Origin of the sequence: Photobacterium rosenbergii (assembly GCF_003026455.1) — a bacterium.
GTDB lineage: Bacteria > Pseudomonadota > Gammaproteobacteria > Enterobacterales > Vibrionaceae > Photobacterium > Photobacterium rosenbergii.
This window is the reverse complement of the sequence record NZ_PYMB01000001.1, coordinates 1,362,121-1,385,181: the sequence shown is the minus strand read 5'-3', so window position 1 is coordinate 1,385,181 and position 23,061 is coordinate 1,362,121. Positions and strand designations below refer to the sequence as shown.

Below are 23,061 nucleotides of genomic sequence, written 5' to 3'. Positions count from 1 at the left end.
ATAAACAGGATCTCATTGATTGAGATCCTGTTTTTATTTTCATTAAAGTTACGGGCTTTAAATTTCGAGAATCACTTCTCCGTACGGGCTAATACACTCGATACTCAGCGCTCCAACTAAAGCCTTCCCCGACAGGGACATTGACCTCAATGAAGTTCTCCGGAGATATCGCGCGATCATTTGCCCAAACAACTAACTTGTTTAGTGGTTGGTCTAACTGGACGTCAATGCCTCTGTTTAGCCCGTGATGATGGATACGGAACTGGTGATCTTCAGGGGTATTGGCAAAGCCAGTCAGTGGGACATAAAGACGTTTATCGTCGCGGATTTCATTGAGTATCTTGAGGCTATTCGCTTGTAGTTTTATTCGCGGCTCACTTTTATCCTTTTGAGGAACAAAAGGGAAAGATACCTGATACTGCTCATCGACGTTTTGCTCGCCAATGACAAAGAAGTGGTGGTTGAAAACGGTCGTTTCAATCGTCTTGTCACCAGTATTCTCCAGTAGGTGCGACATGGTAAACCCTTGCTCATTGAGGTTTATGGTCTTCTGATAACGATAGCCGTAACCGTTGTCTGACAGTAACGTGTGTATGAACTCTACACTGTCTTCCAACGTGTTAACTTGCCAATCACCATGATCAAGGATCTGGTAGGGATTGGTAAAGTTAAACCGCTTTTCGTGCTCGGGCTTTTTCAAAACACCGATACCGATGCGAACAAAGGTATCGGATTCACCATAACCCAGATTATCGAATATCTGGGCAGGCCCGTTTACGCTGAAGTGTTGCTCTGGGTCATGCACTGGTTCAGGCCGCCAGCGACCGAAGTACTCAATGCCTTCAAACTTTAACGAGTGAATCAACCCTGACCAATCAAACCGAACCGAGCGGTAAGAACCGTTTTCGGGATCAGGCAGATAGATTGCCATTTTAACCGCGTCGTTTGCCAACCGGGCTTCCGGGTAGCTGGCCGCTGACACGCAAGCACTGACCAAAGATAAACAGCCACATAATAAACCGAAGACTTTCATTACAAATCTTCCGTAAACTCGACAGTGTAAGGGGTTTGGAACAGGGCTGGGAATTCCGGCTCTGGGAACTCTTCCAGTAGATCCAAATATTCATTGAATAGCTCCTGGAATTTTTCAGGTTGCTCATGCCTTAGATCGCGGCGCTGGGCAACATCGTCATTGAGGTTGAACAGCATGGCTTTGACTTCTTCTTTGACTAACTCACGGTTGGCGCGCTTTTCACCGGCAACTTTGTGCTGGTCATTCCAAGTTAGTACCCAGTCACCCTTGCGGTAGGCGATATCATGGAAGAAACGGAAGAACATGGTCTCATGCGGACGTCCTTCTTTTTCGCCATTGAGGTAAGGCACAAGGTCAACGCCGTCTAGCTCCGGGGTGTTTTCTACCAAAGGAATATTCCGCGTCAGTGTCGGCAGGATATCCAGCGAAATAACCGGTTTGGTATATTGCTTCCCAGCTGGGACAACGCCCGGCCAATTAATCACAAATGGCACCCGGATACCGCCTTCGAAGGTGTCACCTTTGAAGCCCCTGAGATCAGCTGGGTTACCCGCGAGGTTAACCGGCTCCTTGCGGCGAACAATGGTTTGGTAACCGTTATCAGACAAGAACACGATGGCGGTGTTATCCGCAATCCCCTTCTCATCCAACGTTGTCATAATATCGCCCAAGCCATCATCCATGGCCAGCAGCATGGCAGCGATAACGCGGCGGTGCCAAGTGGCAAATTCACCATCCATCAACTCATCAACACGTTTTAGATAGTGCTCAGGTGCTTGGTAAGGGGCGTGCACTGCGTTGTAGGCAAGGTGCAGGAAGAATGGCTTGTCGTGATTGCGCTCGATAAATTCGACCGCCTCGCGGCTGAACTCGTCGGTTAGGTAGGTGCCATTAGGGTATTCAACCATTTGGCCATTGCGGTAGATTGGCGAGCGGTTGTTTCTACCGTTGTAATGCATATTGGCATTGAAATAGTCATGGCCACCGCCGAGGAAGCCATAGAAATAATCTAGGTTGCGGTTCCAAGGTTTGTGCTCTTCTTCGAAGTGGCCGAAATGCCACTTGCCGATAGCTGCTGTGGTGTAGCCTGCTTCCTTGAAGTGGTCCTGCATCATCGGTTGGTTGGTCGGGAAACCGATTTTGGCATTACGGGAAAAGTTACCCCAAATTCCCAGGCGGTCTTGATAGCGGCCTGAAATCAGCCCGGCACGGGACGGGCCACACACCGATGAAGTAACATAGCCCTGGGTAAAATGGGTACCGCCTGCGGCTATTTTATCTAAATTGGGCGTGAACATATCATCAGCGCCCATAAAGCCTGATTCGTCGTAGCCGAGGTCATCGACCAACACCACAATGAAGTTAGTATCGGTTTGCACAGGCTTGGCAGGTAATTGTTCAGCACTAGGCTGGCCAGCCACTGACAAACCGGGCAACAAGGCAAGGCCCAGTGCCGCTTTGGTGAATGTTTTCATGGAGGGTACTCTCTAATTTATTGTTGTTGCCAGAAAATAGGGTTGGAGTAGAACCACAAGTCTTGCCAAGGGTATTGGTTACCTTGCTGCCTTGTTGGCTCCAAGATGTCGGTACTGGTACCCCGCAGGCGTAGGTAACCGTTCTGATGTTCCCGTGGGATATCGATAGTCAATGCAATGGTGTTGTCTTTCACCTGCCACTGAGACTGGTCAATTCGCTGGATGACTTTAGTGGTGCCGTTGGCGTTGGGCTCATTGGCGATGGAAGGATCAACAGCTCCGGTAATCACATCGATACGGTTTAATACCGGAATATCACCGTTGGCATTTTTTCCTTCGCTAAGATTGAGTTCTAGCTTCAGTGATAGTTTGTCTTCGTCACTGCTTACAACCAGAGTCTCACTAAGAGAAGCGCTATTATTTGTTTGCTTATCGGTATTTCCGTCAGTCAACTCGGCATTAAGACCGCTTATTAAGTCGCCGAAAACGATAAAGCTTCGACCATGACGAAGCCCATCCATGATGTCAGCGGGTTCGTTACGGGCGTACACATAGGTTTTGTTATACTCGCCAGGCCAGAAATCTCTTCCACCGACACTGGTATGTGTATGTGAATCTGCCGAGGAGGTGATCCAAAAGCGCATGCCACTGCCAAGGATATGATCCCATACCCCACCTACAACGGCTGTCATTTGGTCGGCCCCCCTAAAGGTGCCATATTTGAAATAGCTACCACGTGCGCCCCTTGCTGCCTGATGGCCCGGTGTTCCAACCATACCGATAAAAACTTCCGGATCGGTTTGATGCCAGAGCATGAGTTTCTCAGGGGTTACCCTTGCCCACTCATTGAGACCGGTTGCCTGACGGCTAGGGTGGTTTTTGATAATGATCGGCTTTTCAGTTTGGCTGGCGAGATAAGCAATCCCTTTTTGCATGTGCTCGACATTGTTCCGGTTACGGGTTTCTTTGCGGTATTCGCGAATAGAGTAATCGCGTTGGAAATTGACCAACACTTCGCGCTCATCGTTGTTGATTGGCATCATGACAGTGGCGTGTTCTCCCGCAGGAACGTCAAGTTCTATCCCGAAAAATTGATGGACATCTGGCACGGACTCGCGGGCGGCCAATAATTCTGGGTAGGCTTTTTTGTCGAGTAATTTTGAGTGCTCCGGGCCGCCGTGGTCAGTGTTGACTAACCAGCTCAGACCGTATTTCTGGGCGGCTTGAGCATTTTCGAGATAGGTATGCTCGCTGTCTCCACCTTTAATTGGGGACCAAGGCGAGGTGGATTTATCCCACTTCACGCTCCAGTGAGTATGGGCATGGTGCTCACCGGCTAGCCATTGCCTTTGTTGTGTGCTGTCGGTTATTTGTGTATCGGCAATCCCTTGCGCTGATAGGGTGCTGATGAGTAGGGCTAATGCCAATTTACGCATTGCTGTTACCTTAGATTATTATTCTATAAAAGCTGGGATGATGTACTCAGGGACAAACTGCAATGGCACACGGCGCTGGGGGCCTCGATTGCTGCTGGTGACTGCGACGATAAGGTCGATCTCTGGCATGACGAACAGGAATTGCCCCCGGGCTCCTCTGGCTGAGATAGTCTTGATTTCCTTCCCGTTGTATCGGAAATTCTCGGTCCACCAAAAATAACCATACTTCCCACTTTTTGTTTTCGGGGTCGTTGCAGTATGTAACCACTCACTATTGAGCAGTTGCTTGTTCATGTATTGGCCTTCGCCAATAACTAGCTTGCCGAATTTGATCAAATCCCTTGAGGTGAAATGGAGCCCTGAACTGGCTTTGGTGAGGCCGCTGACAGAGGTTTCCCACTGGGCATTGGTTATGGCCATGGGTTGGAAGAAATGCTCATCAGTAAAGGCCGCAAGATCTTTGCCGGTGGTGTTGTACAGCACATGGTTGAGGATATCGGGATCGGCCCCTTGGTATTTGAAGGTCTGCCCAGGATTCACCTTATCGGTGAGGGACAGGTACAGCGAGGCATGATTCTCACGGGTTATCACCGGCAAAGCATTCCCTGTTTTGCTGTTCGGAATCGAAATTCCCGATTGCATGCTCAGTAAGTCATGGAGGGTGATTTCGTCAGTCCCCGGAGCAAGCTGTTTCTTGTTGGCAATAGTCAGGTATTTGATTGCGGGGTCGTTAACACTGTCTATGTATCCGAGTTCGATGGCCTTGCCAATAGCGTTGGACAGCATGTTTTTGGTGATAGAAAACATGAAGTGCGGCTTATCTATTGCCCCGTCACGCCAGTAATCTTCAGCAATGAGTTGCCCTTTGTAATGGATCAGTAGGCTATCGATTTCGCCATAATTACCGCCCGCAATGTCTTGGCGAAGCTGAGTGATCTGCTTGGTATCGATACCTAGCTCATTGATGTTGGTAGTGATTAGGCCATCATTTCGCTGCAATGGCGTGCGGTATTCACTGGCGGCTAGCTGCGCGTTGTGAGTGATTAGATACGCCGAAGGTTGGTCGACCTCGGCGGCAACATGATTGAGGGTAACCTCTTCATCGCCTAGTCCGTCTTGGGCGTTTAGAGGCATAGCCATAATGCACAAGCTGGCAAGGGTCACTATTTGATAGTTTTTTTTGTAGATGCGAGACAGTTTTCGATTCAGGCTTTGCTTAGGCTGCATGGGAAATATCCTCTATCGCAGGAGTATCGTGATCGGTGCGCTGCTCTGTCTCTTGTGGCTCGGAGCCAAATTGGAAAAAGGCCTTAATATCTTCAAGCGCATGGTATAGGCAGGGCAGCAGTACCAAGGTAATGAGAGTAGCGAACAGGATGCCGAACCCTAATGAAATAGCCATTGGGATCATCAGCTGGGCCTGATTGGAGGTTTCCAAAATCATTGGTGCAAGTCCGCCGAAGGTAGTCAGAGTGGTCAACATGATTGGCCTAAAGCGTCGGGCACTGCCGTTAATAATCGCTTCTGCCAATGGTTTGCCAGCGTCACGGTTACGGTTAACTTCTGTCACCAGAATCAGACTATCGTTGATCACGACACCACTGAGTGCCAGGATTCCGAGTAGGCTGACTATACTCATCACATAGCCGAGCAGAACGTGGCCGAGCACAGCACCAATCAAACCAAACGGGATTATGGTCATGATGATAAGGGGCTGGGTATAGCTCTTAAATGGGATAGCCAATAGGCAGTAAAGCGCCAGCATGACCAAAGCCCCATTGATAGCTAGGCTTTCCAGGCTCTCTTTTTGCTCTGCTTGATCACCACGGAATCCGATATCGAGGCCGGGATATTTTTCTTCAAGAACCGGTAGTACCTCGCGTCGCAGCGTCTGGGTAAGGTTCATGGCCTCCGATGACGGCGTAATATCGGCACTGACACTGATCCGGCGTTGTCCATCACGGCGATGAATTGCCGAGGCCGAGTATTCACGGTAAACGTCTGCGATTTGCGATAGCGGAATGAACTGGTCGCCAACTTTGATCGGCAGTTGCTCGAGATGATAAACACTGGCTCGTTGCCAATCTGGTAGCTGTACTTTTACGTCGACCTCATCGCTGCCGCGTTGCTGGCGAATTGCTCGCACCCCACTAAATGCATGGCGGATCTGGCGGATCAAGCTTTGTTCTGTCAGTCCCATGCTTTTTCCTTCTGGACGAAGGGCAAGACGGATCTGCTGACTACCTGACATGAAACTATTTTCAATATCAACGATGCCGGCATAATTGCCGAGGATCTCGGTTAATTCTTCACTGGCGGCACGTAGCGCATGGGTATTGCGGTGGGTAAGCTCTAAGGTCACACCTGCAACATCAGCGCCCGGGCCATTGCCTGTCGCCGAGAAACGCACTGCATTTGCTGCGGGGACTTCCCCGGTGAGTTCCCGCCATTGAGCTGATACCTGACGGGTGCTCAGGGCGCGGTCTTCACCGGGCTGCAAAAAGATCCGAGTCATGACGACATATTCGCCATCCCGGCTCCAGATCCGGCTCGAGATCCCCTTTGCCAGTTCTTTGCCACCATTACTGGCGACGACTTCCTTTGCAGCGTTTTCGAGTTGCTCTTTGACCATTTCGGCTTCTTCTGCAGAACTCCCCACAGGCATAAAGGCGCGAGCGACAGAAAATTCGGCCTCGACCCTAGGCATAGTGGTAAAGCCCATATGACCGCCCGAAATATAGGCAATGGAGCTGATCAGCATGGCAAACCCTGTTGCGACTACAATGTAGCGGCCGGCGAGTAAGTGCTTCAAGGCAGGCTTGTAGATACGCCGTATAAACCATTGCAGTCCGACATCTACCTTGCTTTGAACAGCATTGAATGGTCTTGTCCAGCGAGGAGGGTGCCGGTAGTCGATATGAGCAACGTGGGCCGGAAGAATAAACAATGCCTCGACCCAGGATATGATGAATACTGCCGCAACCACGATTGGGACGACTTTGAAGGTCAGCCCAAGGGTACCTGGCAAAAACCAGATAGGAATAAAGGCTACGATATTGGTCAGGATACTAAACGTGAGCGGGGTAGCGATATCCTTTGCCCCTTCAATCGCGGCGTCGGTAAAGCGCATCCCCTGACTCATTTTCTCATGGATGTTTTCACCGGCGATAATGGCATCATCAACCACTATGCCAAGGGCAATAATGAAGGCGAACATGGATATCATATTTATCGATACATCCATGCTTGGTAGGAAAAGTACCGCGCCCAAGAATGCTGTCGGGATACCCACCGTTACCCAGAATGCCAGCCTCACATCGAGGAACAATGCCAACACCAACAGCACCAATAACAGGCCACTAAACGCATTTTTCAGCAATAGCGACATGCGCTGTTGGTAAATAACCGCATCGTCATCGACGACTTCCAGCGAAATGCCCGGTTGCAGGCTGGCTTCAAGCTCTGGCATCAGGGCGTATACCGATTCAGAAATCGAGACTGGGGTCTGATCGGCAATACGATAGATCCGGATACTGGCTGAAGGGTAACCGTTATAGAAATTGCGGTTGTGGCGGTTGGCAAAACCATCGCGGATAGTGGCAATATCTTCCAGGTAACGCTTGCTGCCGGTAGGGGTTTGCATAACAACGATATCGCTAAAATCTTCGGCCCAACCACGGCTCTCGTCAATCTGCAATAAGATATCACCGCCAGCAGTTTCCAACCGTCCGCCTGATTGGTTAATGGCGTGACGGCTAATACTGTTAGCAATATCGTCGAGTCCCAAGCCATATTGCTGCAGGGTCAGACTATCGACTTGGACCTGCACTTCATATTTTGAAAAGCCGCCAATCTCTACCTGGGTTATCCCTGGCGAGCTCAATAAGATATTACGTATCTCGGTACTGGTTTCTTTCAGGGCTATGAGGTCGGCATCACCATAGAGCACTAGCTCAAAGGATTGATCGCGTGTTTCGTTGCGAAATATCCGTGGCTTTTCGGCCCCGGCGGGCAAGGGGGCACGGTTGACGGCACTTTCGACCTCGCGTAATACCCGCTCGGCATCCACGCCATTCATCAGTTCAGCGGTGAGGTTGCTCCCTGCGGAGTTTGCCCAACCGTGGATCTCCTTAATGCCTTCGATACCATTGATGGCATTTTCGATCGGCAGGGTCACCCCTTGTTCCATCTCAGCTGGGGTGGAACCGGGGTAATGTACCCAGATCCGAATAGAGTTGTGCTGGTAGTTAGGGTAGACCTCTTTTTTGATTTGCCACGCCATTAACAGGCCGCCAATAATAAAGAAAAGCATCAGCAAGTTAGGAGTCACTCCATTGCCTGCCATCCAAGCGATAGCTCCGCGACGGTTTTTCATCAGCTTGGCTCCCCTTGTAGGCTAACCTGCGAGTCAGTGGATGGGCTATCCGCTGTTGATAGGTCAAATTCGAGTGGGACCCGACGAACTTCCAAATGGATACCCTCAACAGCCCCAGGCAGTGGGGTCGTGACCAACTGATCGCCATCATTTAGGCCGTCATCAATCAATACATAGTCTTGGGCACGGAAGGTAACTGAGACTGGCTGGGCAACAAGGGTACCGTCTTCGGCCATTAGCCAGACGAATCTTTCCTGCTGCAGGTGGCGACGTGGGATACGTGCGACATTTTCAAACGGGTTGGTGTCGATCTCCGCTTGTAAAAATGCATTGAGCAAGACCTTGGGCTTACCGCTGTTTTGCGGTTTCATCGCCAGCGGATCTTGAATTTCAATCAACAGGTGGGCTAGTTTGACCTTGTTGTCGAGGGTTGGCAGCAAACTGACCACACAGCCTTGGCGGTTAGCCCTCGCACCCCATTCATGAGGGTTGCGGATGGTGACGGCAGAGCCTCGGCATTGTCCTTGCGAGTCGGTTGCACGGCCATTATCCGGTACGGTGATCCATTGCAGCTGGTGGGCGGGAACACTGACTCTTAGCCAAAACGTATCGGTTGCGACAAGCTCGGCAATCGATGAGTTATCACGAAGTAAACTGCCTTTTGCAACATCCAGGGACACAATCTGTGCATCAAAAGGAACGGTGATGCGTGTGCGCTCATAATTCAATTCGGCACGTTGCAAAGCAGCTTGGCTACGAGCGATATCAGCCTCTATTTGAGCCAGTTGCGGACCACGCAGTACCAAATCAAGGTCATCAGCGGCCAATGACTGTCCCGAAAGCGCATACTCCAGCTCAGCAGCACGTCGGCGGCCATATTCAACCTGATATAGAGCTTGGTGGCGATCCAAAGTGGCCTGAGCTTCTTTAACGGCAAGGGCATGGTCGCGAAGGTCAATATTGAGGAGGGTTTCTCCGGCTTTGACATAGCCACCCGGCACCAGATCTTCTGCCATGGTGGTAACCAAGCCTCGAAGCTGCGAGCGCAGGCTGATTGTGCGCTTGGGTTCGACCGCACCTTGTACCACTATCTGTGGAATGTCACGACTAAGCATGATGGTTTCGACATCAACGGTTCGGCTTGGTGGTTGGCCGGGGCGGGCAGGGCGGTGAGGCTTACCTTCCATAAACTGATGGCTGGCATAGATCCCGCCTGCCAAGATTAGACACGGAAGTAATAGTTTGAGCGTTTTCGCCAGGTATTTTTGTTTGGTCGATTTGTGAGTAGGACTGGTCATGCTCAGGATTCCATTCTTGGTTGCAGTTCAACTGCACCGTCTGCTGATAGAGAAATAAGTTGCCCACCTAAAGACTGATAGGTGGCAATGCGGCGCAGAAATAGTTGCCGCTGGGCACTCAGGGATTGTTTTTGCAGTGTGAACAGCTTTTCCTGAGCATTCAGGACATCGAGGTAGCCCTGCATGCCACGGCTGTAGCGAATAGATTCGACCTCGAGAATATTCTCAGCCTGACGGGTTTGGCGGCGTAAGGAGTCGAGCTGCTCTTGCTGGCTTAGTTCGGAGAGAACATTGATTTCTACTTCTTCAATCGCATTGAGCACACCCTGGGTGTAGTTGTAGAAGGCTAAATCTGACGCTGCTTCAGCGACCTTTTGTTCGGCTTCTAGCTTTCCTGCGTTAAAAATCGGTACGTTCAACTGGGCACCCAGATCCAAGCGCCAAATATCAAAGGCATTTGACCAGTCGCTGCTGGCTGCTGAGCTGTTGATGGAGATGTTTGGCAGTCGGGCCGCAGCTGCAGCCGAGACATCTTGTTGGCTGGACTCATATTGGTACCAGAGTGCTCGGACATCGGGTCTTCTATCCAACAAAGCGGCCGGTAAACCTGTTTCCGGTAATAATGGCAACAAAGGGAACGTAGAATAGGTCCAGTCAACGTCTGTTGTTGGCGAGCGCCCGAGCAGGACATTCATCTGCCTCTCTAGGATTAGCAGACTTTTACGGGCTTGCTTTTCCTGTGCTTCTAAGCTTTCCAGCAACTGTTCCTGCCGCCACAAGGCACTGATACTGCCTTGGCCTGTTCGGTAACGGTGACCAGTAATCTCAGCAATGATTTTGGTATTGCTGATTTGTTTTTCGAGTATGGCTAGGGACTGGTGCTGTTCTAGCAACTGATACCAGCGCCTTGCGATATCTCCGGCAAGGGTTTGGGCGGCTGCCTGCATCTGTTCTTCGCTGGCAAGGTAGCTGAAATAAGCCGCTGAGGCCCTAGCCTGGTTCTTGCCCCATAAATCAAGCTCCCAGCTCGCGTTGAGCCTGAGGTTTTCAGTCGTTTCCTGCGTAATATCGCCGCCGATTGATTCGCGTTCACGGCGGACATTGCTGCCAACCACACCCGTGACGGTTGGGTATCGACCTGCGTCTCTGACATCAGCTGTTGCAGCTGCCCGTTGTACTCTGGCAATACTCGATTGCAGGCTGAAGTTTGACTTCAGGGCTGTGCTGACCAGTTGATTGAGTTGCGGGTCGTTAAACTCCCGCCACCAGAACTCATCGGCTTGAGCATCTCCGGTAATACTAAATGACGGTGCAACAACAGGCGCAATATCAGTGTGTTCCAGAGGCGTTTGGACACAACCGTTGAGAAACAACGTAATTACAGAAGCGCGGAGAAAAAGTGTCGCGCGCGAACTTGAAGGCATGAACAGGCTCCCACAAACCTTATCGGGTGGTTATTAGATATTTAATATTGTTGGATGCCGCTAACAATCCATTAAGCGGCAGGGTATCGAGTTATTATTTCATTTGTTGATTAAACTCTTTTACGTTTATTCTTTTGCCACCGATAAAACCAATATTTCGGTTGGTTGGTTTCTCACTGAGTTTATTAATAGGCAGCGTTGCTTCCCAAGCATCAAACTTATCTTTTAAAGCTTGGGCAATATCGGGCTTGTCGTTAGCTAGGTCGTGCCATTCACCCGGGTCGTTTTCCATATCAAACAGGCGGATGGTGCGTGGCCCATTGTCATCATTGACTGCTAGCTTCCAGTGGCCATCACGGATTGCGTAGTCGTTATCCCTGCGCCAGTACAGAGTTTGATGAGGCTCTCCATCTTTTTCCCCTAATAAATAAGGGAAAAGATCAACACCATCAAAGGGGATGGCTTCAGCGTCAGTGGTTGCTTCTATTTTATTAATACCAAAACGGGCTGCAATGGTCGGAAATATATCTAATGCGCTAACCATAGGTTCATATTTCATTCCTGCTTTTATTTGTGCTGGGTAATGAATAATAAATGGAACCCTTATTCCGCCTTCATACGTATCCCCTTTGAAACCATTAAATGGCCCCGGACTGGACATAGTTGTTTCCCCCCGCTTTTTCTTGCGGGGTTCTTCAAAACCTTGTCCGGAAGGCGTGCCGTTATCACTCATGAAAAAGACCAGCGTGTCTTTTTCAAGCTGGTGGGATTTCAGCGTATCCATGATAGCGCCAATGCCATCATCTAATACTAATGTTTGGGCAGCAAAGAAACGCCGCTCTTCATGATGAACATCGAGATGGTCCAGTCGCTCGATATATCCGTCAGGTACTTGCCATGGATGGTGGACGGCAAAATGGGCGACATGGAGGAAGAAAGGTTTGTCAGCATTGTTTTCAATAAAGGTAACAGCTTCGTCGGTAAATAACTCGGTCAAGTAGCCGTTACTTTCTTGGATCGGCGGCTCTGTTTCGGTGTTGCGGTAAAGAGGGGACAGCCACGGCTTGCCCCCTTCCTCGGCATCAGAAAGCATATAGTTGTGCGAACCGCCATGGAAACCATAGAAGAAGTCCGCCCCGCGCTCATTCGGTCTGCCGGTAGGCTCACCCATGTGCCATTTGCCAATGACGCCAGTGGTGTAGCCAAGATCCTGCATCATTTCCATCATCAGAGGCTGGCTTCTTGGCACATGGTTTTGGGCAAAGTTACCATATACCCCGAAACGCTGCTGGTAGACGCCGGTCAACAACCCGGCACGCGATGGACCACACACAGAGGCGCTGACATATGCCTGGGGAAAGTAGACACCTCCGGCAGCTAGCGCGTCAATATTCGGGGTATGGATATCATCGAAGCCGTGGTAACCCACATCGCCCCAGCCTTGATCATCGGTGTAAATCACGATGACGTTCGGCTGGCTGTCCAGGTTATCGCGTGGCGGTTCAACCTGTTGGCCTGCCAGGCTATGGCCAGAGTAAATCAAGCCTGCAATCGCAAAAGCTAATGAGGTCCGTTTCTTTTTTCCTTGCATGTTTAACTTCATTGAATACAGGCTCGTTTATGAGTGAGTGATTACCGACTTACACAATCTGGCAGCAACGTTTAACTTTCTTTCCGCTACCGCATGGGCAAGGGGAGTTACGGCCACCGGTAAAGGTGTTTGCCACCATCTTCTTCTGCAGGTCGAGATAGATAATGTCCGAAGCGGGGCGGCCGCGCATTAGTAGGTCGCGCATCTGCTTCATCTTAGTCTCGGTATGTTTGAAGAAGGCATAGTATCCGGCACAGAAGTAGCTATGGCCTTCCTGACCAGCTTCTGAGCGGGCAAAGCGGTGCTTAGGACAACCACCATGGCATTGCATGCGGTAAGGGCAACGGCGGCATTGCAGGGTGAGCTTGTCTTTCTTATCCATACCGAACTTAACTGCTTTGTCGGTCTGGTTCAGATCGCGGATAGGGTCGCTGTGAATATTCCCTAGCTTGTGCTCCGGGTAAACAAAGTGGTCACAGTTATACATGTCACCGTTTGATTCCAGAATAAAGGCATGGCCACAGGTTTCAGACTGGACACAGATACCGGAAGGCTCGTTGCACCATGTTGCCAATGTCGAATCAATGGTATTAACGAAGATACGACCGACATCTTTCTTGACCCAGCGGTCGAAGACACGGTTGAGGAACTCGCCGTAGGCTAGGGAAGGGACTGACCACTCGGTTACGTCTGCTTCGGCCTGGTATTCAGGGCTGACTAGGAAAAGTCCTTCTTCGGTTTCTTGCTTCGCTTCACGCTCTACGATTGGGATGAACTGCAAGAAGGTCGAACCGATTCCGATCAGGAAGTCGTAAACCTCTTCAGGATATTTGACGTTTTCACTGTTGAGTACGGTCAAGGTGTTGAAATCGACACCGTGTTTTTTCATCTTGCTGATGGCCGCCATGACTTTTTCGTGGCTAGCCTTGCCAGCACGTGTTACACGGAAGTGGTCGTGTAGGCGGGCTGGACCGTCAATGGAAATACCAATAAGGAAGTTGTTCTGTTTGAAGAACTCACACCATTCATCATCAATCAACAAACCGTTGGTTTGGAAGGCATTAGTAATGCGGTGGTTCTGCTGGTATTTGTGCTGAAATTCCACTGCCTTGCGGAAGAAGTCGAGCCCCATTAGGGTTGGCTCACCGCCTTGCCATGAAAACTCAATGCTTTCGCTACCGCTGTTTGCATCGATATATTGCTTAACATAAGCCTCGAGCGTCTCTTCTGACATCTGCCAGCGGCTTTTTCGCTCAGGGTAAAGGTTTTCTTTCTCAAGGTAAAAGCAGTAGGTGCAGTCAAGGTTACAAACTGAGCTGCTTGGTTTCGCCATGACATGGCATTGTTTGAATGTAGACATTGCTTACCTTTCACGTTATTTGCATAGGTTTAGGGTTTACCCAGAACGTGCCTTAGCATCTTTTCAAGGGTTAGAACGCGAAACATCAACCTATGATTTGACTACCAGTTGAGAGCGTTTATTTATTATTCTGTATAAACGTTTCGAATTGGTTTGAGATTACCGCAAAGCCTATCGAGCCACAAATTTTGCGTGGTTTACATCCCTGGGAATGTGAGCTGAATCTAGAATGTAGTCGAAATGATAAAACCGGGTAAAAAAAGACAGCGCATTGCGCTGTCTTTGTCTTTGGTGGATTGGGTATCGATTAAAGGCTATCTAGATTTCGCCAGTTTGTTTCGACAGGGAACATATTGCGGTTCCAACCCCACATCGCATCTTCGTTCTGGGCATCCCAAGCATTCCATGCCTCTTGTAGGCGTTTCACTTGCTCTGGGTGCTCTTTGGCCAAGTCTTTCGACTCGGAGATATCGTTGCTGATATTGAACAGCTGCACGCGAGGACGTTTATTGCGGATATTTGGCATCACCAATTTCCAGTCGTGGTCACGGATAGCGCCGGCCATGCTGGTATTCCAGAACAGGAAGCGGTTTTCTAGCTCTTTCTCTTCGCCAGTTAGTAGCGGCAGTAGGTTAACACCATCAAGTTGCCACTCTGCCTGAACCTCGATATTAGCTGCAGCCGCCATCGTCGGCAGGATATCCAGTGAAATGATTGGATCTTCGATAGTCTGTCCTGCAGGGATAGTGCCCGGCCAAGAAACAGCAAACGGAATCCGGATCCCGCCATCCCACAAGGTGCCTTTCTGGGCGCGAAGTGGCAGGTTGTAAGATGCATTGCCTTTTGGCTTACCGCCATTGTCCGACAGGAAGAAAACAATGGTATTTTCAGTTAGGTCATTTTCTTCCAGCGTATCGAGAATACGGCCAATATTGCGGTCGACATTGTAATTCATTGCCAACAGCTTGCGACGCTTTTCATCCTCGATATGCTCGTATCGCTTAAGATCTTCTTCTGTTGCTTGAAGCGGGCCATGAACACCATTGAACGGAACATACAAGAAGAACGGCGAGTCTTTATGGCGTTCGATGAAGCTGATGGCTTCAGAGCCGAAGCGGTCAGTCAGGTACTCATCGAAGTTATCGTCGACTTTGTCATTGCGGTACATCACAGAGAACGGCTTGCGTGCTGCTGTCTCTTGGTTCTGTGGGCCTACAAAGTAGTTAGCTGCACCATTGTTGAAGCCATAGAACTCGTCGAAACCACGGTGGTGGGGCCAGAATTTACGTTGTTTGCCGTCATGGTGCTTGCCGACCATACCGGTGACATAACCAGCCTGCTGGAAGTAGTAACCAAAGTTATTGTTCAGCATTTCATCTGGCGTGCCCTGAACGATCCCTTCTTCACGGACAAATGGCCCAGTGTTGTTGTGGAAACCAAAGCGCTGTTGGTAACGGCCAGAGGTTAATCCTGCACGAGATGGCCCACAGACCGGCGCGGTAACATAGCCTGCTGTTAATGCTGCGCCACTAGCGGCAAGGCGGTCCATGTTCGGAGTTTCGACATCTTGGCTCGAGTTGTGATAACCCACATCGGCATAACCAAGATCATCGGCAAAAAGGATCACCACATTTGGTTGTGAAGGAGTTTCAGCCTGCACGGCAGCGCCACTGCCCAGCGCTGCGAGAACGGTCATGCTAAGAGCGGTTTTTTTCATTATGTGTTTCATAGTGAATATCCACGTTATTCATTTTAATTTTAAGGTTCGGAGAACTAGTTGCGGCCACGCCAGCCATTGGCATGTGGGAACAGGTTGCGGTTCCAGCCCCACTTAGCTTCTTGGTTGTCGGCGTCCCAGCGTTCGAAGGCAGCTAGCAGACGCTCGACTTGCTCCGGATGCTTGGCTGCAAGATCATTGCTTTCGCTGATATCTTCAGAAATTTTGTACAGCCCAGGTTTCGGGTGTTTCACCAGCGTGTTATGGATCACCAGCTTCCAGTCGTTATCACGAATGGCGCTCTTGTTGATGGTTTTCCAATACAGGAAGCGATCATCCATTTCGGTCACTTCGCCGGTTAGCAACGGCAGTAAGTTCTCACCTTCCAGTTGCCACTCTTCTTGTTGTTCAATACCGGCCATAGCCAGGGTAGTTGGCAAGATATCAAGGGAAATCATCGGAGTGTCAATCACTTGCTTAGCCGGAATAGTGCCACGCCAGGTGATAGTTGTCGGTACTCGGATACCCCCTTCCCAATAGGTGTTCTTCGCACCGTTTAGTGGGGTATTGAACGAGCCGTTGCCGTTTGGTTTACCGCCATTGTCCGACATGAAGATGATCATGGTGTTGTCCATCAGGTCATGTTCTTCGAGCTTGTCGACCATCTTGCCGATATTGAGGTCCATGTTGTATGTCATGGCGACCATCTTGCGGCGCAGTTCGTCGTCGATATAGGCAAATTTTTCCAAGTCTTCTTCTTTTGCCTGCATTGGGCCGTGGGAGGCATTAAGAGGCACATAAAGGAAGAATGGTTTGTCATGGTGGCGGTCAATAAACTCAACCGCTTCATTGCCGAAGATATCCGTTAGGTAGCCGTCAAAGTCTTCGACCAGTTCATCGTTTCGGTGAATGGAGGAATAGGCTCTCTCTTCGGCATTCATGTTATTAAAACCACTGACAAAATAATCGGCGGCACCATTGTTAAAGCCGTAGAACTCGTCCCAGCCACGGTTATGCGGCCAGTATTCCTTGGCATCGCCATCATGAGACTTGCCGATAAAACCAGTGACATAGCCTGCGTCTTGGAAATAGTTACCGATAGTTTTGGCATTCAGGTCGAGGCCCTGAACAATGCCAGGCTCTTTGATAAATGGTGCCGTGTTGTCATGGTAGCCGTAGCGTTGCTGGTAGCGGCCGGTCAATAAGCCTGCACGTGATGGCCCGCAGACAGAAGCCGTGACATAACCAGCGGAAAAAATCGCACCTTCAGCGGCAATTTTGTCCATATGTGGCGTCACAATATCTTGGCTTTGGTTCTGAAAGCCCATGTCGGCATAACCGATGTCGTCGACAAATATAAACAGTACGTTGGGTTGTTGTGGGGTAGTAGGTGCTTCTTGTGCTAAAGCCGGACCACTGAGAGCAGCTGCCACAGCAAGCGTGATCCCATGCTTTTTCAGAGCTGAGTTCATGTTATTGGTTTCCTAACCGAAATGAGAAAACGGCCATTTGGGAATGGCCGTTGGTGATTATTGTTTGTTGTTATTTCGCGACTGGAGCAGGTTCATCATCGGATGGGTTCATGACAATTTTGATGTCAGCAAGTCCGTACTTGAAGCCTGCAAGATTAGAGAAGTCAGCATCGCCATTAGCATCAGTCTGCTCAATGTGAGTTACGATTTTTTCAACGTATTGTAATGCGTTGAGTGAAACAGTTTCAGCACCGGTATTGGCGTTAGTTTTAGTGAATAGTTCGCGTAGTGGAATACTTACATGATGCACAGTTGCATCAGTCACACCAGCTTCTGTCAAGTTGTAGCTAACCGTTTCAGAGTTACCGTAGCCGCCAGCTGGGAGTCCAGGAGTTGGTTCACCGCCAGTATTAACAGAAGGGGAATCCATTGAAACGACGAGCTTAAGGTCTCCACTTGGGATAGGTGTCCCTCCTGGAATGAAGAACGCCATTTGTAGTTCACCTTTATCGTAATAATGGCTCATATCAAGTCGTGGCTGGTTCATATCACCAAGCTCACCATCAATGACAAAGGTTAATGTGCTGCGACGTTTGGTATCAAATTTTTCGTCATATTCAATTCCACGGAATCGAATCGCTCCCTCATGACTGCCACCATTTTCCCAACTGCCTGGGTTTGGCTGAATTGAGGTTCCACGCATTATGCGAACATCATCTGTTTTACCCTGGATAACCCAGTTACCATCTGTACGAGTATCTCTATTAAGAACGGTAATGTTATCAGTTAAGATTTCACTGTTATTATTATTCAAACAACCTTGAATATTGTTGGTACCAATGACCTCAGGAACTGAGTTAGAAGCCAAACGTGCTTGGCTGATCTTATACTCAATCGCGCCTTCGCTCTCTATACCCATTGCGTGGTCAACGGTTGTAAGATCAAGGCCTTGATCAATGAAGCAACTCATAGGTACGCGGATCCACTGAGCTGTACCTGTTTCAGTTACCGCAGCTGCCGCCATAGCACTTGAAATATCGATGCCATAACTTTGCTCGCCATTCCCCATGGTTAGCATTACTTTGTTGCGCTCTGGGCCTTCACCAATCTCATAGTGGCTAGTTTCAACATAGAACTGAACAGTACCGCCTTGATCATCTGCACTGTTGTTAGCTGCAGTGATGTCATATTCTTTGTTAGCTTTAAAGATTAACGATGCTTTATCTTCGCTGATTTCAACAGTCAGAGGTTCTACATCCAAGAAGTTACCAGTGACTTGGATGTTTTCTAGCGAGGCATTCTCTTGGCCATCAACATCACCTTCCATACCGTTAACATCAACTGCTGTCATAATATATGGGCTGGTATGGGTTTTAGGGTCATCATGATATAGCGGTACTTGCGCTGTCAGTTTATTACTACCAGTGCCAGAGTTGCCGCCACCACCACTGCTGTAGTCGTAGTTATCATCCAAACAACCTGTCAAAGCGACGGTAGATGCAATCAATAAAGCTAGAGAGGATTTCTTATAAGTCATTGTAGGGAACCTTTATGTAAATCTTTGGGGAATCTAATCAGGTTTAGCCTTTCTTGGAGGCATTGAAGCGACGAAGGTCTTCGCGGCTGATGACGTCGTGCAAACCTGACTGGTAAGTCCTCCAATATGGCTTACGTGCTTCGCGGAAAGCATCAGTACCACGTCCGTGCTCTTGGATTAGCTTGACATTAGCTTTTGCCATATCAGCCTTTAGCTGTTTGATTTTGTCTGCATCACCTTGGCTAAGCTCCAAGAACACTTGCATCTCGTGGACTTCGGTAGAGATACGCTTTTGATCTCTTGGAGATAGGTCATTGTAAGCAAGGGCCTGGCTTGAAATAAGCATTAGCAGTGCAGTAGAGCAGGTAGCAATCATTTTTTTCATAGCGGGAATCTCCAAGAAGACCTGTTTCATAAAAACGTTTCAATTAAATGTTGAGTGAAACATACATAAGTTATTTAAACGGTTCAATCATCAGCCCCTCAACAAGAAAAATTTATGGTGGTTTTTAATTAATTTTGTGACCTGACGCTAATTAAAGCCTTATTTCTATCAATTAAAGATGGTTTATTTAACTTGAAAGCGGTGGTTTGCTTTTAATGGGTTGTTAAGGGTAAGTGTCAAATTGCGTACAAATACATTAAAAATTAACATGCTATAAGCTATTGATTTTTAAGTGTAAATTAAATAAATGCAAGATATTGCATGTGATTTGGTTCATATTGTGAAAAATTAGAATTAATATGAAAATTCATGTTTTTTATGAATATCTCAATCAAACCAAGGGTTTATATATTAGTTTAGCAAATAAGTGCTTTCTTTGACTTCTTAGTCGAAACGTTTATCTTTGTGCGTATCAAATCGATGACTGCCAGATTAAGATATTTTTTGTTACTTATTACCACTCCCCAGTCATCTATTACGAAATTAAAGCGAGTTATAATTTATCCGATACGTGAGAGCAGGGTTACAATGAATAAAAAATTGATGTTAAGCATAGGGACAATAATGCTTTCTGGTGGCGCGATGGCTTCCCAACCGGATTCTAGTTCATTCCAGATTGATATGGACGGTGACGTCGATACAATTCAGGTTCGTTCAGATTCAAGTCCAAACCAGAGAAGAACAAACTTTTTTACCGGTCTAGTTTATAACGAGACTGTTTTTGATAATGCACCTAAACGCTCTTCGTATCGACTTGTATATTTAGATGGTTCTACCCGAATTAATGAAAACTTCAGATTCCGCCACGTATTATCTGAATCTTGGGTAGATGTTAAAGGTGCGAATGGTTATAGCAATGACGGACGTGTGAGTTTTACTCTCGCTCCTCGCTATGAGCAGTGGGTAAGCCCTCGTTTTAGTTGGTTTGCCGAACCTGTATACATCCGTCAAGTAGAGGCACAAGGCACTGCCACCCAAGAGCTTAAGCTAAAGCCTGGTGTACAGTTAACCTATGGCCAGCACTTTATCTCAACCACTGCTGATTACCAGTTTAAGTGGCGTGAACGCTATGACAGAACGGAAAATAGAGATAATGACAACTGGCAAGCCTACTCTGCAGATGTGAACTATGTATATCGCCAGAGTCGTCAAATCAACTATGGTGCTAGCCTGTCATACAACGGTACAACCGACAATTCTGACTATGAATTCCGTCGTAAAAACTACAATGTGAAGCCGTTTGTGCGTTTCAACCACTACTATGGAATTACCACAGAACTCAATACCGTTATTGGCCGTGAAGAAAGTGGTAGGTACTGGAATGGTTACGACTATGTTAGGGTAAACGTCAATAACAACAAGCGAATAAATAATAACTTACGTGTAGTTGCAAACTTCCAATACGGTGATAACCAACGCCATTCACCGGCTCACGCACCTGACTACAGTGGTGGCGACAAGCAAGAAATGCAAGTTCGTGTCGGTCTAAATATTACTATCTAATTTTAAATAATAAAAAGGAGGGAAACCTCCTTTTTATTTATATCTATTATAAGCGTGAATTATAAATCCTTGTTATGACCTCACATTGAAATAGCGATATTTTACTTGTCCAATATTATTGGCTTTTAAACTTTGCAATATTGTCACGAGTTGATCTTTGCTCGTAAAATACATTTCTAATTGTTTCTGACACTCACTCTCTATTTGCGTACTTCGCAATTTAACTGGATTTTTTCTCCCTCTAACTGCTTGTTTCCTTTTTTGTCTTGATTACATAGTTTTATGTGCTTCACAAAAATGAAATCGTGGTTTGAATGAGGCTGTTGAAACGTTTATATTGCAAGTGTTCACTCATCACGCATACATTGATTGTTGTCCTTAGCCAATGGTTGACCGGGAAATCTTTGCTGGACGTCAATGCCTGATGTTAGTTCATGATAAATAAAAGGTTTTCTTCTTCCTATGGATTTCAAATACTCTAAATTAGTTAAGGGGATGGCGGTGCTGATGGCAGCTAATGTTGCCATGCCTGAAACTGTCGAAGCTGCACCTGTTTCGACAGAGCAGCCAAATATTGTCTTTATCTTCTCTGACGACCATGCCAACCGCGCAATTAGTGCCTATGGCTCTGATCTGGTAAAAACGCCGAATATCGACCGTATTGCCAATGAAGGGGCGATCTTTGACAACACCTTTGTCGGTAACTCTATTTGTCAGCCTAGCCGCGCATCGGTAATGACGGGGAAACATTCGCACAAGAACGGAGTGACTGATAACACAGCACGCTGGAACCCCAATCAGGTTGCTTTTCCTAAGTTGTTAGAGCAAGCCGGTTACGAGACAGCTTTGATTGGTAAATGGCACATGAGGCCAACCCCTGTGAATGAGTTTGGTTATTCCATCGTTCTTAGCGGATCTGGCCGTCAGGGCACGTACTACCAGCCTGAGTTTGTCGATCAGAAGGGCAAAAAAACGGTTGTGGAAGGGTACTCGGCAGATGTTATTACTGACATGTCGCTGGATTGGATGAAGCAACAAGCAGACTCTGATAAACCATTCTTGGTCAAAATCCAGTACAAGGCGCCACATACGCCGCGCCGACCTGCGCTGAGACACCTCACCACGTTTAAAGATCATGTTTTCCCTGAGCCTGCAACCCTGCATGACGATTACAGCACCCGTGGTGATCATGCCCAGCGTGCTTGGATGCAGCTTTACGGCATGGGACCGGTTGGTATCAATGCTTTCCCACCTGCAGCGACTACGCCAGAGCGAAAGCAGGTGCGTGAAGAGTGGTTGGCGAGTATGAACCAGCGTGAGCGTCAGAAGCATGAAGAGTGGATGAATCGAATGAATCAGGAGCAGCGTGATGCATGGCACGCGGCTTACGATGATATTAATGTTCAATACTGGGAGATGCAAAAAGATCCTAAGTACGCTCGGCAGAGAGGCAACCTGACGACGGAGCAAAAAGCGCACCGTCTAAGTTACATGTACCAGCGCTTCATGCGTGATTACGCTGCAACAGTATTGGGCATTGACGAGAACGTCGGCCGCGTACTGGATTACATTGATGAAGCGGGCATCGCTGATAACACCATTGTGGTTTACAGCTCGGATCAAAGCTTCTTCATTGGTGAGCACGGTTGGGCTGAAAAGCGCTATATGTACGAGGAAGGGATGAAAATGCCGTTCCTGATCCGCTGGCCAGGGCATATTGAAGCAGGGCTGCGTCCGGACGCTATGATTCAAAATATCGACTTCGCGCCTACATTCCTTGACTCTGCGGGTGTCGCTATCCCAGAGGAGATGCAAGGTAAATCATTCAAAGATTTGCTAGAAGGTAAAGTGTCTGATGAGCAATGGCATAAAGAACGTCCTGCAGTGTACTACCACTACTACATGCATGGTGCCCATAACGTACCAAGACATGATGGTGTCAGAACAGAGCGATACAAGCTTATTGACTTCTATTCGCAGAACGGCGGCAAAGGGGAATTCGAGCTTTACGATCTGGAGAAAGATCCTTTTGAGGTCAATAATGTCTACGCCGATCCTAATTACGCAGACGTTCGCGAAATGATGCATGGCCAGTTGAAAGAAGCTCGAAATAAATACGAGGTTTCTGACGATGTGTTTGAAGTGCCATATGTATATATGAACCGCAAGGAACGCCGGGAATTGGGCCTAATCAAGAACTAAATTGTTGTTTTTAAAGTGTTTAAATAAGGCTTGCCATGGGTGCTGTGGCAAGCCTTTTTAAATTTACAAACTGCAACAATTAATTCGCGTGACCTATCGCACACTCTATCTCGGTTTGATTTGAATAGTTAGTCGAAACGTTTATATTTGAAGTCAGAGATTACTTTAGCGTATCCCTTTTTAAGTTGAAGGA

General features: G+C 48.1%; 15 protein-coding genes. 2 read left to right on the top strand and 13 right to left on the bottom strand.

The genetic code is table 11. From position 1 onward, the window contains the following. Window positions 1–88 precede the first annotated feature (88 nt). From C9J01_RS06470 to C9J01_RS06410, 13 genes are all read right to left on the bottom strand, one after another. Window positions 89–1,033, bottom strand: coding sequence for an aldose epimerase family protein (locus C9J01_RS06470; protein ID WP_107297257.1), 945 nt, complete (start codon window positions 1,031–1,033; stop codon window positions 89–91). After that, on the bottom strand, window positions 1,033–2,508 hold the full coding sequence (locus tag C9J01_RS06465) for a sulfatase-like hydrolase/transferase (RefSeq protein WP_107297256.1): 1,476 nt from the start codon (window positions 2,506–2,508) through the stop codon (window positions 1,033–1,035). Before C9J01_RS06465 ends, C9J01_RS06470 begins: the two co-directional genes overlap by 1 nt. A gap of 17 nt (window positions 2,509–2,525) precedes the next feature. Next, window positions 2,526–3,944, bottom strand: coding sequence for a CehA/McbA family metallohydrolase domain-containing protein (locus C9J01_RS06460; protein ID WP_107297255.1), 1,419 nt, complete (start codon window positions 3,942–3,944; stop codon window positions 2,526–2,528). Window positions 3,945–3,962: 18 nt separating this feature from the next. Beyond that, entirely contained in the window at window positions 3,963–5,171 is a 1,209-nt protein-coding gene (locus C9J01_RS06455) for a serine hydrolase domain-containing protein (protein ID WP_107297254.1), read from the bottom strand. Further along, window positions 5,161–8,319 (bottom strand): efflux RND transporter permease subunit, encoded by a 3,159-nt coding sequence (locus C9J01_RS06450; RefSeq protein WP_107297253.1) that lies wholly within the window; start codon window positions 8,317–8,319, stop codon window positions 5,161–5,163. The genes C9J01_RS06455 and C9J01_RS06450 overlap by 11 nt, the downstream gene beginning before the upstream one ends. Beyond that, the gene (locus C9J01_RS06445) at window positions 8,319–9,617 is read right to left on the bottom strand and encodes an efflux RND transporter periplasmic adaptor subunit (protein ID WP_107297252.1); all 1,299 of its coding nucleotides are present in this window, start codon (window positions 9,615–9,617) and stop codon (window positions 8,319–8,321) included. Before C9J01_RS06445 ends, C9J01_RS06450 begins: the two co-directional genes overlap by 1 nt. A 2-nt stretch (window positions 9,618–9,619) precedes the next feature. Further along, the gene (locus C9J01_RS06440; RefSeq protein WP_107297251.1) at window positions 9,620–11,041 is read right to left on the bottom strand and encodes an efflux transporter outer membrane subunit; all 1,422 of its coding nucleotides are present in this window, start codon (window positions 11,039–11,041) and stop codon (window positions 9,620–9,622) included. Between the two features lie 94 nt (window positions 11,042–11,135). Beyond that, complete coding sequence (locus tag C9J01_RS06435; RefSeq protein ID WP_158264497.1) at window positions 11,136–12,632, bottom strand: sulfatase family protein; 1,497 nt, start codon at window positions 12,630–12,632, stop codon at window positions 11,136–11,138. 49 nt (window positions 12,633–12,681) lie between these two features. Then, entirely contained in the window at window positions 12,682–13,992 is a 1,311-nt protein-coding gene (locus C9J01_RS06430; protein ID WP_107297249.1) for an anaerobic sulfatase maturase, read from the bottom strand. Window positions 13,993–14,299: 307 nt separating this feature from the next. Beyond that, entirely contained in the window at window positions 14,300–15,709 is a 1,410-nt protein-coding gene (locus tag C9J01_RS06425; RefSeq protein ID WP_158264496.1) for a sulfatase, read from the bottom strand. A gap of 56 nt (window positions 15,710–15,765) precedes the next feature. Further along, window positions 15,766–17,181 carry a sulfatase-like hydrolase/transferase gene (locus C9J01_RS06420; RefSeq protein ID WP_107297247.1) on the bottom strand — a complete coding sequence of 472 codons (1,416 nt, stop codon included), beginning with the start codon at window positions 17,179–17,181 and terminating at the stop codon, window positions 15,766–15,768. Window positions 17,182–17,251: 70 nt separating this feature from the next. After that, window positions 17,252–18,718: a putative glycoside hydrolase gene (locus tag C9J01_RS06415; RefSeq protein WP_107297246.1), complete on the bottom strand. Its 1,467-nt coding sequence runs from the start codon at window positions 18,716–18,718 to the stop codon at window positions 17,252–17,254. Between the two features lie 43 nt (window positions 18,719–18,761). After that, the gene (locus C9J01_RS06410; RefSeq protein ID WP_107297245.1) at window positions 18,762–19,103 is read right to left on the bottom strand and encodes a hypothetical protein; all 342 of its coding nucleotides are present in this window, start codon (window positions 19,101–19,103) and stop codon (window positions 18,762–18,764) included. A 588-nt stretch (window positions 19,104–19,691) separates the two neighbouring features. On the opposite strand from C9J01_RS06410, the gene C9J01_RS06405 reads away from it, so the two are divergent. Continuing rightward, complete coding sequence (locus C9J01_RS06405) at window positions 19,692–20,666, top strand: hypothetical protein (RefSeq protein WP_146157064.1); 975 nt, start codon at window positions 19,692–19,694, stop codon at window positions 20,664–20,666. A 462-nt stretch (window positions 20,667–21,128) separates the two neighbouring features. Then, complete coding sequence (locus tag C9J01_RS06400) at window positions 21,129–22,868, top strand: sulfatase family protein (protein WP_107297243.1); 1,740 nt, start codon at window positions 21,129–21,131, stop codon at window positions 22,866–22,868. Window positions 22,869–23,061 lie beyond the last annotated feature (193 nt).

Bases quoted from the DNA above. Each gene is read 5' to 3' on its own strand.
- C9J01_RS06415 (WP_107297246.1), bottom strand. From the start codon at position 18,718: ATGACTTATAAGAAATCCTCTCTAGCTTTATTGATTGCATCTACCGTC.
- C9J01_RS06400 (WP_107297243.1), top strand. From the start codon at position 21,129: ATGGATTTCAAATACTCTAAATTAGTTAAGGGGATGGCGGTGCTGATG.
- C9J01_RS06465 (WP_107297256.1), bottom strand. From the start codon at position 2,508: ATGAAAACATTCACCAAAGCGGCACTGGGCCTTGCCTTGTTGCCCGGT.
- C9J01_RS06440 (WP_107297251.1), bottom strand. From the start codon at position 11,041: ATGCCTTCAAGTTCGCGCGCGACACTTTTTCTCCGCGCTTCTGTAATT.
- C9J01_RS06470 (WP_107297257.1), bottom strand. From the start codon at position 1,033: ATGAAAGTCTTCGGTTTATTATGTGGCTGTTTATCTTTGGTCAGTGCT.
- C9J01_RS06445 (WP_107297252.1), bottom strand. From the start codon at position 9,617: ATGACCAGTCCTACTCACAAATCGACCAAACAAAAATACCTGGCGAAA.
- C9J01_RS06450 (WP_107297253.1), bottom strand. From the start codon at position 8,319: ATGAAAAACCGTCGCGGAGCTATCGCTTGGATGGCAGGCAATGGAGTG.
- C9J01_RS06430 (WP_107297249.1), bottom strand. From the start codon at position 13,992: ATGTCTACATTCAAACAATGCCATGTCATGGCGAAACCAAGCAGCTCA.
- C9J01_RS06455 (WP_107297254.1), bottom strand. From the start codon at position 5,171: ATGCAGCCTAAGCAAAGCCTGAATCGAAAACTGTCTCGCATCTACAAA.
- C9J01_RS06420 (WP_107297247.1), bottom strand. From the start codon at position 17,181: ATGAACTCAGCTCTGAAAAAGCATGGGATCACGCTTGCTGTGGCAGCT.
- C9J01_RS06410 (WP_107297245.1), bottom strand. From the start codon at position 19,103: ATGAAAAAAATGATTGCTACCTGCTCTACTGCACTGCTAATGCTTATT.
- C9J01_RS06405 (WP_146157064.1), top strand. From the start codon at position 19,692: ATGAATAAAAAATTGATGTTAAGCATAGGGACAATAATGCTTTCTGGT.
- C9J01_RS06435 (WP_158264497.1), bottom strand. From the start codon at position 12,632: ATGCAAGGAAAAAAGAAACGGACCTCATTAGCTTTTGCGATTGCAGGC.
- C9J01_RS06425 (WP_158264496.1), bottom strand. From the start codon at position 15,709: ATGAAAAAAACCGCTCTTAGCATGACCGTTCTCGCAGCGCTGGGCAGT.
- C9J01_RS06460 (WP_107297255.1), bottom strand. From the start codon at position 3,944: ATGCGTAAATTGGCATTAGCCCTACTCATCAGCACCCTATCAGCGCAA.